Source organism: Novosphingobium sp. ZW T3_23 (genome assembly GCF_044987305.1).
GTDB lineage: Bacteria > Pseudomonadota > Alphaproteobacteria > Sphingomonadales > Sphingomonadaceae > Novosphingobium.
In genome coordinates this window covers 112,150-127,335 of record NZ_JBJDRF010000004.1, presented here as the reverse complement: position 1 = coordinate 127,335, position 15,186 = coordinate 112,150, and the positions used below count along the sequence as shown (strand labels likewise).

The window sequence follows — 15,186 nt, the reverse complement described above, 5'->3', positions numbered from 1 at the left end:
AAGGTCATAAGAGGGGTCGTATGACGGACAAGCTCAGGATCGTGGTGCCGATCCACAGCCTCGATCCGGGCGGTGTCGAGCGTGTCGCCCTGGGCCTCGCCTCGCGCTGGGTCGGTGCAGGCCACGAGGTGACGACCGTGCTGGGCCGTTCGGGCTGCAACCATCTCGCCAGCGCGCCGCCATTGAATTACTGGCAGGTGCCATCGCGCATTCCCACGGCATCCTGGGAAACGCCGTGGATGATCTACTGCCTCTACAGCTACCTGGTGGAGCATAGCGCCGACGTGGTGTTCCTCCCCGGAAACACATATGCCGTTGTGGGCGCCGCGATGAAGCTGCTGCTGGGCGATCATGCTCCTTCGATGGCGCTGAAAGTCAGCAACGCCCTGCACCGCCCGGACATGCCCGCGCCGATGCGCGCCGCGTATGGGCTCTGGCTGCGCGCCCAAGGCCGGCTGTTCGATCGGATGGTCGCTCTCTCCGAGCCGATGAGCCGGGAAATCCGCGACACCACGCGCGTGGAGGCCTGCCGGGTCGAGGTGATCTCCAATCCGATCCTCTCGCGCGCACGGCTGCGCACACTGGCGAAGCACAAGCCTAGAACAGCATCGGTATGGGGAACGCGCTATCTCACGGCCGGTCGTCTCGTCCCCCAGAAGAACCATGCCCTGCTGCTGCGTGCTTTCGCCCGATCTGCGCGGCCTTCGGACACCCTGACGATCGCGGGTGAGGGCCAGCAACGCGCGGCCATCGTCCAATGGGCCGGTGAACTCGGCATATCCGATCGCGTGCGCCTCGTCGGGCATGTCGCCAGCATCGATCCCTTGATGGCCGAGGCCGACGTTTTCGTGCTGAGCTCCAACTACGAGGGCCTCCCCGGCGTCGTCGTCGAGGCACTCGCGGCCGGCCTTCCCGTCCTCTCGACCGACTGCTGCGTAAGCATGAACTGCCTGGTCGAGAACGACCGCACCGGCCTGCTCGTGCCGACGGGCGACGAACGGGCCTTCGCGGAAGGTCTGGAGCGTATTCGCGATCTTGCCGGAGACGCGCAGCGGGCTCGCGCGGTCGCGTCTCGCTACGAAGTCGAAGGCGCGGCGCACCGCTACCTCGATATGATGGCGCAACTGCGCCGCGAGCGGGAGAGCCTGCGCCGCCGGCGGCTGGGCCTGAGTGCATGGGCGACCCACTCGCCCTGGCAGCGATCGCTTTGAGACATCCCCAAGCGGAGACCTTCGTGACAGAAACCGCTGCCGCCCTGGCGCCCGAAAGCCGGACGATCCAGTTGACGCCCCAGGATCGCAATCCGCGCCTGGGCCGCAATGCGCTGTTCTCTATCGCCCTCTCCCTCGGGGTGATCGCGGTCGTGTTCCATGAGATGGACGGGCTCGACATGCGGCACCTGTCCGCCATGATCCCCGCCAGCCCGGCGTTCTGGGCCGTCTTCGCGGCGAGCTACCTGATCACCCCTGCCAGCGAGTGGCTGATATTCCGCCGCCTCTGGGGCGTTCCGGCCTCGGGCCTGATCGCGCTGCTGCGCAAGAAGGTCTACAACGAACTCCTCCTCGGCTATCTTGGCGAGGCCTATTTCTACACTTGGGCCCGCCGCCGCGTCTCGCTCGATGCCGCACCCTTCGGCGCGGTGAAGGACGTGGCGATCCTTTCCGCGATGACCGGCAACGGCGTAACGATCGCCCTGCTCGCGATCATGGTGCCTTTCGTCGGCACCGCGCGGCTCGGCTTCGACCAGGGCGGCCTCGATACGCGCATGATCACGCTCTCGCTGGGCGTGATGGTGCTGCTATCCGCCGTGGCCATGCTTTTCCGCCGCCGGGTCTTCACTCTGCCGCGTGCGGAGTTGTCGATGATCGCTCAGGTGCATCTCGGCCGCATCGCGCTGACCACGCTGTTCAACGCCCTGCTCTGGCATCTCGCCCTGCCCGAGGTGCAATTGTCCTTATGGCTGTTCATGGCGACGCTGCGCCTGCTGGTTTCGCGCCTACCGCTGATCCCTAACAAGGACCTGCTCTTCGCCGGCGTCGCCGTGCTGGCCCTGGGCCTCGAACAGGACATCGGCGCGCTCATGACGCTGATGGCCGGACTGATCCTGGCGGCGCATCTGCTGCTCGGCGGCCTGCTGGCCATCCGCGATCTCACCGTTCCGGAGCAACCGGCATGAGCATCTCCTCGATCCTCCGGCTGCTGGCGGCCGCGCTGATCCCCTCCACTCCCGATCTCGGCAAGGCGCCCGGTCAATGCCGCGTGGACGAGGCCGGTCCCGCTTTCATGGTCGAGCCGGTGGGCCTGAAGGATCGCACCGGCAAGCTGAAGCTGGAGGTCTATCCCGCCAACCAGGCGGATTTCCTGGCCGACGACAATGCGCTGGTCAGTGCCGGCAAGACCTTTCGCCGCGTCGAGGTTCCCATACCCGCCAGCGGCACACCCCGCCTCTGTGTCCGGCTGCCCGCCCCCGGCGTCTATGCAGTCAGCCTGCTCCACGATCGCGATGGAGACCGCAGGTTCAACTGGACGATCGACGGCATCGGCTTCTCCGGCAATCCCCGGCTGGGGCTGGGCAAGCCCCCGGTGCGCAAGGCCAGCGCCACGGCCGGAGACGGCCTGACGCCCCTGCGCATCGTCCTCAATTATCGCAGCGGCCTTGGCGTGGCGCCGCTGAAGCAAGGTTCCTGACCCGCATGAAGATCGTCGACGTCTGCGCCTTTTACTCGCCCCACGGCGGCGGGGTGCGTACTTATGTGGAGCAGAAGCTGCGCATCGGCCCCATGCTGGGGCACGAGATCGTCGTTCTGGCCCCCGGAGACAGCGACGCCGTCATCGAGCGCGGCCCCGGCGCAAGGATCGTCACGATAAAGAGCCCGCGCTTCCCTCTGGACCGAAAGTACGGCTACTTCGCGGAAAGCCGGCAACTCCATGCGGCGCTCGATGCCGAAGCGCCGGATTTCGTGGAGGCGACCTCGCCCTGGCGTAGCGCCGGGTTGGTGGCGGACTGGGCGGGAACCGCGCCGCGCAGTCTGGTCATGCATGCCGATCCGCTCTCCGCCTATGCCTACCGCTGGTTGGGCAATATCTTCTCGCGCCAGACGATCGACCGGCAATTCTCGATATTCTGGGAACACCTGCGGCGCCACAGCCGCAAGTTCGATCATGTCGTCTGCGCCAACCGCGACCTTTCTCGGCGCCTGACCGAGGGCGGCGTCTCGCATGTCGTGACGATCCCGATGGGGGTCGAGCGGGGCTGCTTCTCGCCCGCACATCGCGATCCGGCGCTGCGGGCGCGCCTGCTGGCGGACTGCGGGTTGCCGGAAAGCGCCGCCCTGCTGCTGGGCGTAGGCCGTCTCGCGCCCGAGAAGCGCTGGCCGCTGGTGATCGACGCGGTGAGCCTGGCCAGCCAACAGAGCCCGATCGGGCTTGTCATGCTGGGCGAAGGACGGGAACGGCGCACAATCCTGCGCCATATCGCCGGCAATCCGCATGTCCGCCTGTTCGCGCCGGAACGCGATCGCGCCCACTTCGCCCGGATCATGGCGAGCGCCGATGCGCTGGTTCACGGCTGCGAGGCCGAGACCTTCTGCATGACTGCCGCCGAAGCGCGGGCAAGCGGCATCCCCGTCGTGGTCCCGGACGCAGGCGGCGCGGCGGACCATGCCGCAGGCGGCGCGGGAAGAACCTATGCGGCGGCCGACAGCAATGCGGCGGCGCAGGCGATACTAAACGTCGTGCGCGAGCGCCCTCGCCCGCGCGCAACGGCCCGCACGATGGACGAGCACTTCCACGAACTCTTTGCAGCCTACGCCGCCTGCCTCGACAGGCGGCGGCAGGCGGCCTGAGCCCTACTCGGCCTTCTGCCAGCCGCCTCCAAGCGCCAGGAACACCGCGATCTGGTCATCCACAAGCGCTGTCTGGGCCGCGGCATGGTTCACTTGCGCGGTTGCCAGCGCGCCCTGTGCGCTCAGCAGGTTCAGGAAGTCGCTGCGTCCGAAGCGGAACAGCTTGCCCGCCTGCTGCGCCGAGAGCCCGGCGCTGTCGCTTGCGCTTTCGAGCGCGACCGCCCGGTCGGTATCGCGCGCATAAGTCTCCAGCGCCGTTTCCGTGCCGCGCAAGGCGTCCAGCACGGTCTGGTCGAACCGCGCGAGGTCGGCTTCCACTTGCGCGTTCGCGGCATCGATCCGTGCCCGCACGATGGGTCGGTTGGGGAACGACCAGCTCAACAGCGGTCCCAGGCTGAACCCGAAGCTATGCGTCTTGCCGAAGTTCTCCAGCTTGCCGTCGGTGATGATGCCGCCGCCGATGCTGACCGTGGGGTAGAGGTCGGCGGTTGCGACACCGATGCGCGCCGTATCGCCGGCGATCAGGCGCTCGGCCTGGCGAATGTCCGGACGACGGCGGATCAGCGCGGCGCCGTCCCCGATCGGCATGGGCTGCGACAGGCGCGGAAGCGTTGCGCATGTCTCGACTTCCCGGGGGTATTCCGCAGGCGCCTTGCCGAGCAGGGTGGCCAGCAAATAGAGCGCAGTCTGCCGCTTGGCATGGAAGGCCGGAAGATTGGCCTTGCTGCTTTCCACGGCGGTACGCGCCCGGCTCACGTCGAAAGCCGTGCCGCGACCGCCGCGTTGCAGGCGAACCGTCGCATCGAGGGTCTGCTGTTGCAGCGTGACGACCCGCTGCACCGTGGCGATCTGGTAGTTCGCGGCGCAGACGTCGGCATAGGCCTTGGTCGTTGCGGCCGCGACGCTGATCCGCACCGCGTCACGCGCGGCTTCCACCGCTTCGCGGTCGGCCAAGCTGCTCTCGATGGCGCGCTTGATCTTGCCGTTGAGATCTAGCGGATAGGATAGCGTCAGGCCAAGATTGTACGTCAGCACGCCGGGCAGATCGGTCCCGGCCGAGGGCACGGAATAGTCCCGCTCGAGATTGCCCTTACCCCCGATCGTGGTGTTGAGGGCCCTCTGTCCGGTCGTCTCGCGAAGCACGGCATCGGCCTTGCGCAAGTTGGCATCGGCGGCGCGGATGTTCGCGTTCGCTGCCAGCGCCTGTTCGACCAGCCCGTCCAACTGCGGATCGTCGTAGAGCCGCCACCAGCGATCCGGCAGTTCGGCCTGAGAGAACGCAGGCCCCTGCCCGGAGAGGAACGCGCCATTGGCTCCGGGGGTCGTCGCCACGGAGTGCTCCGGCGGCGCGTAGTCGGGGCCGGCCGTGGCGCAACCGGCCAGCAGCGCGAGTGCAACGAGGGAAGCTCCGTGACGGATCGCTGGCCCAGTCACTGGCCAAGTCACTGGACTGCCTCCGCCGAAGCAGCCGGCTGGGGCTGAGCGCGCCGGACCTGCCGCGCACTTTTGCGCCCCGCTTCGCCCGGTTGTTCAATGGTCACGGTCGCGGTGCGGCCGGAGATCAGGCTCACGTCGTCGGGCACTTCGGTCAGGCGCACCCGCACCGGGATGCGCTGGGCGAGGCGGACCCAGGTGAAGGTCGCGTCCACGCTCGGCAGGAGGTTGCGCGAATCGCTCCGGGTAGTGTCGTTGATGCCTGCCGCGATGCTTTCCACCACGCCCTTGAGCGGACGGTCCTCGCCCATGAGCACGACCGTGACCGGCGAGCCGACATGGATGTTGGCCAGCTTGGTTTCCTCGAAGTAGCCTTCGATACGGATGGAATCGCTGTCGATCAGGGCCATGGCCTGGTTGCCCGGCGCCACGTAGTCGCCCGGATGCAGGTCGAGGTTGGTGACCGTGCCGTTGACCGAGGCGTGGACGTTGGTGCGCGCAAGGTCGAGCTTGGCCTTGTCCAGCGCGCTGCGCGCCTGGTCGAGCGCGGCGCGCGCGGTGGCGACGGCGGCCACGTTCTGCTCGTGGGTTTCGGTGGCCACCAGGTCTCCCAGCGCCAGGTCGCGCTTGGCCTCCCGCTGGGCCTGCCCCAGTCGCGCCTGCGCGCTGGCGACGGCGGCCTGCGCCTGCTCCACCGCCAGCGAATAGCGCGGACGGTCGATCACGAAGAGCAGGTCGCCAGCCTTGACCACCTGGTTGTCCTTCACCTCCACCGAAGTGACCAGGCCGCCGATGTCCGGCGTGACGCGCACGACATCGGCGCGGACGCGGCCGTCTCGGGTCCAGGGGCTGTCCTCGTAGTGACGCCATAGCCAGATCGCGATGATGGCGGCGATGATGACCAGCACGGTAGTGGCAAGGCTCGGGGCGACGCGGGCAAGAAAGCGCTTCATTGGCGGAAACCGATCAAGGGAGAGGCCCAGACGAGAAGCCCGAGCACGAGGATGTAGAGGCAGAGGTCCACCATCGCCCGATAGGCGAAGAGGCGGTAGAAACCGATGACGTTGGCAATGCGCATCAGCACCAGGGTGATGACCGAGGCGATGATGGCCAGGACCAGCAGCGTGGGGAGGAACACCCCGTCGAAAGAGACTTCCCCCCTCATGCCGGCACCTCGATCGTCATCGCCTGCCGGGCGGGGCTGGCGGCGGGAAAGAGGTTGCGGCGCAGGCTGACCAGCCCCAGCGCCCCCGCACGGCTGAGTTGCGGGTTTTCGTCATTCAGGACGGCGGTCATGGCAATGTCGATATCCTCAAGCAGGATGGGATCTGCGGGCGCGGGCCGGTCGGGATCGAGGCTCCGGTAATAGTCGCCCACTTTCTGGAGAACTTCGGTCAACGGCCCACGCCTGGAAGGCGGCATGGCGAGGCGTAGCTCGCGCAGTTCGCCGATGGCGATGCCGGTGCGCAAGTCGCGCAGCGCATCGTAGAGCGGCGCGCCCGGCGAACGGCCCGCCATCGCGAGGCGGGGCGCCAGCAGCGCGATGCGGTCCAGCATGCGGTTGATCCAGGCGCGCACGTCGGGCGGGCTCATGAGGTTGGCGCGTTCGGCAATGTCGGCCCAGCCGGCACGGACGGTGCGGCGGATCGCGGCATGCGTTCCGGTGGAATTGAGCAGGCGGATGACGATGATCGCGAAAAGAATGCCGACAAGCTGCGCGAATGCTCCGTTCACGAAGCCGGCGAAGCCCCCGATGTAGCGATCGGATACAAGCACCGGCGAGCCCAGTCCCAACAGCATCGGCAAAGCAATTCCGCTCCAGCGCGGGGACTGCATCAGCGCGCCCAGCATGAGCAGCATCGGCGCCATGGCGGCGGCGTACTGACCGAAACCGTCGAGCCGGGGCATGAGCACGAAGCCATAGAGCAACCCGATCAGGGTGGCGAGAAGCGTGCCTGCGAAGAACGAGCGCAACGGTGCCAACGGGTCGGGCGCGGCCGCGAAAAGCGCGGTGAAGACGCCTGCCAGCATGATCGCCGTCGCGCCCTCGTGCCAGCCGGACCCGATCCATAGGGCACAGCCGAGAACGATGGTGAGGAAGGCCCCGATCGCGCCCCGCGTGGCGCCGCCGACATCGACGTGCAGTTCCCTGCCGCGCCGTCCTTCGACCAACTTGGCGGCGCGTGGGCTGACGGGCTTCGTGCTGGGCGTGGCGAGCTGCTCGGCCAGTATCCGGCAATCGCGGTGGGCATCCACCAGGGCGGAAAGACGCGACAGCAGGCTGAGAAGGATCAGGTCGTTCCAGGAGACCTCCGGCCCGACCTGCGGCTCCAGCGCGCGGCTGCGCTCCTGCAGGGCAATGGCGGCCTCCTCGCGCTCCGCGAGCGAAAGCTTGTCCAATTGGCCGAACCAGGCGCGGGTATCCGCAAGCAGCGTCTCGACATCTTGCGAGATGGCACCGGCGGCGTGAAGCTGCGCTATGCGGTCGGTCACCGCGGCGCCCAGCGGCATGATCAGCGAGAGCTGATCCTGCAAGGCGCGCACGGTGCGGATGCGCGGTGCGATCCTGGTGCTCTCGTAAGGAAGGTGGATCGACAGCTGATGCAACTCGGTAACGTCGAGCGCCAGACGCTGGCGTTCCTTCTCGATGGCCGGAACCGCTTCGAGCTGAAGCGAATCGCGCGACCAGCGCTCGGCATCGGCAAGGATGTTGGAGACGCGTTGCAGCATGAAGGCCGAGACGGACTGCGGCAGCACCAGCGCATGAACGAAGCTGCCGCAAAGAATGCCGATCGTGATCTCCTGCACGCGCAGGGCGGCTACGGTGAAGATCGTGTCGGGCACATCGACGGTGGGAAGCACGATGAGCACCGCCGTATAGCCCGCCAATACGAAGGTATAGGAACGCGGCGTGCGATCCAGCAACGAAACGAAGACGCAAAGCGCAAGCCAGGCGCCGATGCCAAGAACCAGCAGTTCCGGCTTCTGCACGAGGTTCGGCACCAGGACCACCGCCATGGCCGCGCCGACCAGAGTGCCCACCACGCGGAACATCGCCTTGGACACGACCGTGGCCGCCAGCGGCTGAGCAACGATGTAGGACGTCAGGAAAGCCCAGTAAGGCCGCTCCAGGCCGATCGAGAGGGCGATGTAGATGGCCAGCATCGAGGCCAGATAGGCCTTCACGGAGAACAGCGCGGCGTCCAGTCCGAAACGCTTCGTCATTGCCGGGCGGCGCTTTCCGCAATGCGTGCCGCGATGCGATCGAGCACCCGCACGACAGTCTCGACATCTTCAGTGGGAATGCCATCGAGCAGGCTCGCGCGCAACTCGATCAATCGCTTGTCGATGCGCCGCGCGGCAGTGACGCCTTCTGCCGTGAGCCGCAGGTTCTTGGCCCGCCGATCGCTATCGTCGGCCACGCGTTCCACAAGGCCGGCGTCTTCCAGCAGATGAAGCGTGCGCACCAGCGAGGGTTCGGTGACGTTGATCACGCGTGCAAGATCGCCCTGCCGAACATCGTCGCCCAGCCGAAGCAGGTGCACCAGCGCCCATCCCGAGGAATTGGAAACCCCGAGCGAGGAAAGCGCCGAATCGGCCAGCTGTTGCCATGAACGCGAAACCGGCCCCAACCTTGCGGCCAGAGCCTTCTCGCTCGATTGTCGATCTTGCATGTCACAGTAATTAGCGTGCTAACTAATCCGCGCAAGATCGGCTCGCTTGGATATTATCGCATTGCCCTTGCACTTATTGCAACGCAGCACCCTGCGATACGATGGTAGCGCGACGCGATGGAGGTCGCTAAGCCCCCGCAAATGCCTGTCGTTTTCCGGAGAATGCCCTTGCGCCGATCGATCCTCGCTCTCGGCCTGTCTGCCGTTGCGCTGGCTGCCAGTCCGGTCATGGCCAAGCAAACGGCCGAAACGACAGCGCCGACGAAGCCGGAGCGGGTCGAGCAGTCGGCATCCGCCCGTCACGCCATGGTCGCAGCGGCCAATCCACTGGCGGTGAAAGCCGGTGTGGACGTGCTGAAAGCCGGAGGCTCCGCCGTGGACGCGGCCGTGGCCATCCAGGCCGTGCTGGGGCTTGTGGAGCCCCAAAGCTCGGGCATCGGCGGCGGTGCCTTCATGGTCTACTACGACGCTGCCAGCCGTAAGACGACCGCCTATGACGGTCGCGAAGTCGCTCCGTCCGGCGCCTCCGGAAACCTGTTCCTGGATGACGGCGGCAAGCGACTGCCTTTCGCCGAAGCCGTGCTCGGGGGTATCTCGACCGGCGTGCCCGGTGCGATCGCCATGCTCGACATGGCGCACCGCGATCACGGCAAGCTGCCCTGGGCAGGCCTGTTCGACGAAGCGCATCTGCTGGCGAAGGACGGGTTCATCGTCAGCCCGCGCCTGGCCGGCATGATCGCAAGCAAGGCGCCCCAGGCCGCCGCACCCGACGCGCGACGCTATTTCACCAAGGCCGACGGGACTCGCTACGTCGCCGGCGATCGACTGAAGAACGCTGACTATGCCCAGTCACTGGAGCGGATCGCCCGCTATGGCGCTTCGGGACTGCTTACCGGCCCACTCGCCCAGCAGATCGTCGACCGCGTCCACGAAGGCCCGCGCCCCAGCACCCTGACGCTGGCCGACATGGCTAACTACCGACCGCATTCCGGCCCGGCGCTTTGCCAGCCCTATCGCCTTTACCTCGTCTGCACGCCGCAGGCGCCGTCAGGCGGCCCCGGCCTCCAGATCGCGCTCGGCGTGCTCGAACATACCGATATCGGCAAGCGTGACGCCTCGGATGAGAAAGCCTGGTTCACTTTCGCACAGGCAAGCCGCCTCGCTTACGCCGATCGCGACCGGTACGTGGGCGATCCCGCCTTCGTGCAAGTGCCCCTCGCAGGGTTGCTCGATCCGGCTTACCTGAAAGGCCGGGCCGCCGAGATCGGGGAAAAGGCGGGGCCGGTGACGTTCGGAATGCCCAGCGGCGGGCCGAAAGTCGGGCCGGACGCAACGGAAGAGCCCGGCGGCACCAGCCACGTCGTCATCGTCGATGCGCAGGGCAATGTCGTCTCCATGACCACCACCGTCGAGAGCATCTTCGGCTCCGGCCGCATGGTGGGCGGCTTCTTCCTCAACAACCAACTTACCGACTTCTCGTTTACCCCCAAGGACGAGGATGGGGCGAAGGCCGCCAATGCCGTGGGGCCCGGCAAGCGCCCGCGCTCCAGCATGGCCCCCGCCGTCGTGCTGACGCCGCAGCGCAAGTTCGTGGCGGCCGCCGGTTCGCCGGGAGGCTCGGCCATCCAGGCTTACAACCTCAAGGTGCTGGTCGCGCTGCTCGACTGGAAGATGACGCCGCAACAGGCCGTCTCTCTGCCCAATCTGGTCGCCAGGGGAGACAGCTACAGCGCCGACAAGTTCCCCCAGCCGATCATGGACGGGCTTGCAGCACGGAACATGCGGCTCTCCACCGCCAGAGGCGAGGAATCCGGTCTTCAGGCGATCGTCGCCACACCCAAGGGCTATGTCGGCGGTGCCGATCCAAGGCGCGAAGGGGTCGCGCGCGGGTTCTGAACCGAGAACCGTGCTTCCCTCGCATTGAAAATAGCATAATCATCGCCTAGGGGCCGCTGCCTTCAATCCCACTGCCCTCACCTAGGGAGACGACATGGCAGGCGATCAGCACCGGCAAGACGATGATCCCGGCATCAGGACGGCGACAGGCAGCCTCGGCCTCATGGCCGCGATCGCGCTGGTGATGGGCAACATGATCGGTTCCGGCGTGTTCCTGCTGCCGGCCAGCCTGGCGCCGTTCGGCTGGAACGGAGTGATCGGGTGGGTCGCCACCATCGCCGGTGCCCTGGTCCTCGCCTACGTCCTGAGCCGGCTGACTCACGAACGGCCCGCGGACGGCGGCCCTGCCGGCTTCGTCACCGATGCCTTCGGAAGGCGCGTCGGCTTCTTCATCAGCTGGATCTATCTCGTCTCGCTCTGGACATCGGTGGTCACCATCGCTGTCGCCGCCGTCAGTTACCTGTCGAGCATGGTGCCGTTCCTGGGGCGCGGCGAACATGTGCCCGCCCTTGCCGCGATCGTATTGCTGTGGCTGATGACGCTGGTGAACTTGCGCGGCACCCGCGCCGCCGGACGGTTCCAGATCGTCACCCTGGCCCTGAAGGTCATCCCGCTGGTGGTGGTGATCGTGCTGGCCGCCTATGTCCTGTCGAGCGGGCAGGCAACGCTCCCGGCCTTCGATCCTGCGCAAGTGCATACCGGTGCCGTCAACGGTGCGGCAACGATGACGCTGTGGGCTCTGCTGGGCTTCGAATCCGCCAGCGTCGCCGCAGCGAGGGTCCGCAACCCGACCGTGAACGTCGCCCGAGCGACCCTGTGGGGTACTGCACTGACGGGCGGGCTCTACCTTCTGGTGTGCTCCGCCATCGCCCTTCTCCTGCCAAGCGACGTGACCGCGCATTCCGCCGCGCCCTTCGCCACTTTCGTCGCCCACTTCCTGGATGGAGACGTGGCCACCCTCGTCGCCATCTTCGCCGTGATAAGCTGTATCGGCGCACTCAACGGCTGGACCTTGCTCGAAGCCGAGATGGTCCGCGACATGGCGGCGCGACGCCTGCTGCCGCACTGGTTCGCGCAGACCGACGCGCGCGGGACGGCCCGGCGGGCCTTGCTGATCTCGGCCGTGGTCGCCAGCTTCTTCGCGGCGATGAACGCCAGCCGGACCATGCAGGCCCTGTTCGAATACCTGCTCCTGCTCTCCACCTCCTCCACGCTCTGGCTCTACCTTGCCTGCTCTCTGGCCGCGCTCAAGCTTGGCGTAGCGCGGGTTCCGGCAGCGATCGGCGCGGTCTACGCCGTGTGGACATTGTGGGGCGCAGGCATCGGCGCCAGCGGGATGAGCTTCGTGCTGATGGCGCTGGGCCTGCCGATCTGGCTCTGGCTGCGGCGCAACGAGATCGACTGACCACGAAAAAGGACGCCGCCCGCATGACCAAGCACTACGATGCCCTGATCGTCGGCGGCGGCCACAACGGCCTGGTCTGCGCCTTCTATCTTGCCCGCGCGGGGATGAAGGTCCGCATTCTGGAACGGCGGAACGTGGTGGGCGGCGCAGCCGTGACCGAGGAGTTCCATCCCGGTTTCCGCAACTCGGTCGCCAGCTATACCGTCAGCCTGCTCCAGCCCAAGGTCATCGCCGACATGCGGCTGGCCGAACATGGCTACCGCGTGATCGAGCGGCCGATCTCGAACATGCTGCCCCAGGAAGACGGCGGCTATCTTAAACTCGGCGGCGGGCTGGAGCGCACCCAGGCCGAGTTCCGGCGCTTTTCCGCGCACGATGCCGAAGTGCTTCCTGCTTATTACGCATCGCTGGAGGCGGTGGCCGATGTGCTGCGCGACCTGGCGCTGAAATCGCCGCCCAATGCCAGCGACGGCTGGCGGGGGTTGATCGAGGCTGCCCTTCAGGGCCGCAAGCTGGCGGGCCTGTCGCTGGAGGCGCAGCGCGACGCGCTCGACCTCTTCACCAAGTCCGCCCGCGCGCTGCTGGACGGCTGGTTCGAGAGCGAGGCGGTGAAAGCCGCCTTCGGCTTCGACGCGGTCGTCGGCAACTACGCCTCTCCCGATACGCCGGGCAGCGCCTATGTGCTGCTTCACCACGTCTTCGGCGAAGTTAACGGCAAGAAGGGCGCCTGGGGTCACTCGGTAGGCGGCATGGGCAATATCACCCGCATCATGGGCGATGTCTGCCGCAACCTCGGCGTGGAGATCAGCCTGGAGAGCGCCGTGGAGCAAGTGCTTGTCGATGGCGGCAAGGTCGCGGGCGTGCGGCTGGAAAGCGGCGAGGAAATCGCCGCCAGGCGGGTGATCGCCAATGTCGGGCCCAAGCTGCTCTACGGCAGGATGATCGCGCAGAGCGACCTCACCCCCGATTTTCGGCGGCGCATGAAAGGCTTCAAGGCGGGCAGCGGCACTTTCCGGATGAACGTGGCGCTTTCGGAACTGCCCCGCTTCACCTGCCTGCCCAAACCGGGTGAGCACCATAAGTCCGGCATCATCATCGCGCCGACGCTCGACTACATGGACCGCGCCTTCCTGGACGCGAAGGTCCATGGCTGGTCGAAGAAACCGATCGTCGAGATGCTGATCCCCTCGACCGTGGACGACAGCCTCGCGCCGGAAGGCGGTCATGTCGCCAGCCTGTTCTGCCAACAGTTCGCGCCGGAACTGCCGGATGGGCGTGACTGGGATGTGGAGGAGGACAAGGCGGCCGATACGGTGATCGACACCGTAGAGGACCATGCACCAGGGTTCCGCGCCTCGATCCTCGGGCGGCAGGTGCTCAGCCCCAAGGGGTTGGAGCGGAAGTTCGGGCTGGTCGGCGGAGACATCATGCACGGCAATCTCACGCTCGACCAGATGTGGTCGGCGCGGCCGGTGCTGGGCCATGGCGCCTATCGGGGGCCGATCGCGGGGCTCTACATGTGCGGCTCGGGCACGCATCCCGGCGGCGGCGTAACCGGCGCGCCGGGCCACAACTGCGCGCATGAAGTCATCGCCGACAACAAGCGCTTCGGAAATCCTCACCGCCGCTTTATTTCACGAAGTTCGTAACGGAACGCCCGCTCATCCCTTTTGCGGCTCATCCTGCCGAATAAGAACAGACCTCTTTCCATCCTGTTGGTTTGACGCCTCAGACGAGCAGCCTCTTCTCCCCGGATCGTTATCCGGCAGGCGAGGCAGTTCGATGGGTCGCCAAAAACTGGCCAAGAACTGGGACAGCGGATTGTCTGAAGCTTTAAATATCGACGCGCGGCGCCGGTCCGATGCCATTTCGGTGGCTCGCGTGGTCTGTATCCTTGGCGTCGTCTACGTTCACGCCTGGACCGGCTTGACCGGATACGATCTCCAGCTTGCCCACGGCACCCCGCAGGAGAACTTGCGTTGGGTGCTGATGGACGTGTTCGGTCGCAGCGCCGTCCCGCTGCTCGGGCTAATTTCCGGCTGGCTGGTGGCCGGATCCAGCCGCACCTTCGACTGGGCGAGTCACGTGGGGCGCAAGGCCAAGACCATCCTGCTGCCGATGGTGCTGTGGAACGCGCTTGCCATCCTGCTCGTCTCCGGCGCAGCGGTCGTCACGCGGCTGGCCGCGCCGACCCCGCAGTCGCTGGACTGGATCTTCCAGGAAGTGTTCATCGCCAGCCGTAACCCGGACATCAACGTCCAGATGCCGTTCCTGCGCGATCTGTTTCTCTGCATGTTGCTGGCGCCGCTGCTGGTGCGCTGCGGCAAGCGGACCCTGCTGGCGATAGCGCTGGTGGCGGCAGTCTGCCAGATCGCCGGTTGGGGGCCGCCCATCTTCATGCGTGCGTCGATACCGTTCTTCTTCACTCTCGGCATCATCGCCCGGCGCGAGAATTTGTCGGACCGGATCGCCACCTGGCCCCTGGCCGCCGCGCTGGCGCCATTCGCGGTGCTGACCGCCGTGCAGCTTTACTTCACGCTCGTGGTCGACTGGTCTCCGATCAGCCTCCCTGCCGCGACGCTCGACCTGGCCGTGCGCATATCGGCGGCGCTGGCCTACTGGCGCATCTCCTGGGGTCTGGCCGGAACGGTCGTGCGGCGCCCGCTGCTGAAGATCGAGCCTTTCGCGTTCTTCCTGTTCTGCTCGCACCTGATCCTGATCTGGCTGGGCGGTCCGCTGCTGGGCAGGCTGTTCGGCACGCTCGGCTCGCCGCTCTATCCGGTCTATCTCGTTGCCCAGCCGCTGATCGTGCTGCTGGCCGTGGTCCTGCTGGGCACCCTGCTCAGCCGCGCCGCGCCCGGTCCCGCGCGCATTCTCAGCGGCGGGCGACTTGCGGGGAGGAAACCGGCGGTCGCCTGAACCGCCAGTTTCC

At 66.8% G+C, this 15,186-nt stretch carries 13 protein-coding genes; 8 read left to right on the top strand and 5 right to left on the bottom strand.

Features of this window, described 5'->3' with window-relative positions; translation table 11 throughout:
- Positions 1-20 precede the first annotated feature (20 nt).
- Genes ACI3K3_RS04005 through ACI3K3_RS03990 form a run of 4 tightly spaced genes read left to right on the top strand, consistent with a single transcriptional unit; the run spans position 21 to position 3,845 of the window.
- Positions 21-1,211 carry a glycosyltransferase gene (locus ACI3K3_RS04005; RefSeq protein ID WP_404912237.1) on the top strand — a complete coding sequence of 397 codons (1,191 nt, stop codon included), beginning with the start codon at positions 21-23 and terminating at the stop codon, positions 1,209-1,211.
- Between the two features lie 23 nt (positions 1,212-1,234).
- Complete coding sequence (locus ACI3K3_RS04000; protein ID WP_404912235.1) at positions 1,235-2,176, top strand: hypothetical protein; 942 nt, start codon at positions 1,235-1,237, stop codon at positions 2,174-2,176.
- Positions 2,173-2,688: a DUF2141 domain-containing protein gene (locus ACI3K3_RS03995; RefSeq protein WP_404912234.1), complete on the top strand. Its 516-nt coding sequence runs from the start codon at positions 2,173-2,175 to the stop codon at positions 2,686-2,688. The genes ACI3K3_RS04000 and ACI3K3_RS03995 overlap by 4 nt, the downstream gene beginning before the upstream one ends.
- A gap of 5 nt (positions 2,689-2,693) precedes the next feature.
- Positions 2,694-3,845, top strand: a complete 1,152-nt coding sequence (locus ACI3K3_RS03990; RefSeq protein ID WP_404912232.1) for a glycosyltransferase — start codon at positions 2,694-2,696, stop codon at positions 3,843-3,845.
- A 3-nt stretch (positions 3,846-3,848) separates the two neighbouring features.
- Here ACI3K3_RS03990 and ACI3K3_RS03985 read toward each other — a convergent pair whose 3' ends face one another.
- The 5 genes from ACI3K3_RS03985 to ACI3K3_RS03965 are packed head-to-tail and all read right to left on the bottom strand — an operon-like array spanning position 3,849 to position 8,953.
- Entirely contained in the window at positions 3,849-5,264 is a 1,416-nt protein-coding gene (locus tag ACI3K3_RS03985) for an efflux transporter outer membrane subunit (RefSeq protein WP_404912370.1), read from the bottom strand.
- A gap of 23 nt (positions 5,265-5,287) precedes the next feature.
- Positions 5,288-6,232 carry an efflux RND transporter periplasmic adaptor subunit gene (locus tag ACI3K3_RS03980; RefSeq protein ID WP_404912231.1) on the bottom strand — a complete coding sequence of 315 codons (945 nt, stop codon included), beginning with the start codon at positions 6,230-6,232 and terminating at the stop codon, positions 5,288-5,290.
- A complete protein-coding gene (locus tag ACI3K3_RS03975; RefSeq protein ID WP_404912230.1) occupies positions 6,229-6,444 on the bottom strand; it encodes a DUF1656 domain-containing protein in 216 nt (71 codons plus the stop codon). Before ACI3K3_RS03975 ends, ACI3K3_RS03980 begins: the two co-directional genes overlap by 4 nt.
- Positions 6,441-8,504: an FUSC family protein gene (locus ACI3K3_RS03970; protein ID WP_404912229.1), complete on the bottom strand. Its 2,064-nt coding sequence runs from the start codon at positions 8,502-8,504 to the stop codon at positions 6,441-6,443. Before ACI3K3_RS03970 ends, ACI3K3_RS03975 begins: the two co-directional genes overlap by 4 nt.
- Positions 8,501-8,953, bottom strand: coding sequence for a MarR family winged helix-turn-helix transcriptional regulator (locus ACI3K3_RS03965; RefSeq protein ID WP_404912228.1), 453 nt, complete (start codon positions 8,951-8,953; stop codon positions 8,501-8,503). Before ACI3K3_RS03965 ends, ACI3K3_RS03970 begins: the two co-directional genes overlap by 4 nt.
- A 162-nt stretch (positions 8,954-9,115) precedes the next feature.
- Between ACI3K3_RS03965 and ACI3K3_RS03960 the strand changes: the two genes are divergently transcribed.
- The 4 genes from ACI3K3_RS03960 to ACI3K3_RS03945 all read left to right on the top strand — a co-directional run bounded on the left by ACI3K3_RS03960 (position 9,116) and on the right by ACI3K3_RS03945 (position 15,173).
- A complete protein-coding gene (locus ACI3K3_RS03960; protein ID WP_404912227.1) occupies positions 9,116-10,849 on the top strand; it encodes a gamma-glutamyltransferase family protein in 1,734 nt (577 codons plus the stop codon).
- Positions 10,850-10,943: 94 nt separating this feature from the next.
- A complete protein-coding gene (locus ACI3K3_RS03955; RefSeq protein WP_404912226.1) occupies positions 10,944-12,254 on the top strand; it encodes an amino acid permease in 1,311 nt (436 codons plus the stop codon).
- 23 nt (positions 12,255-12,277) lie between these two features.
- Positions 12,278-13,903, top strand: coding sequence for a phytoene desaturase family protein (locus tag ACI3K3_RS03950; RefSeq protein WP_404912225.1), 1,626 nt, complete (start codon positions 12,278-12,280; stop codon positions 13,901-13,903).
- 133 nt (positions 13,904-14,036) lie between these two features.
- Positions 14,037-15,173 (top strand): acyltransferase, encoded by a 1,137-nt coding sequence (locus ACI3K3_RS03945; RefSeq protein WP_404912223.1) that lies wholly within the window; start codon positions 14,037-14,039, stop codon positions 15,171-15,173.
- Positions 15,174-15,186: the final 13 nt, after the last annotated feature.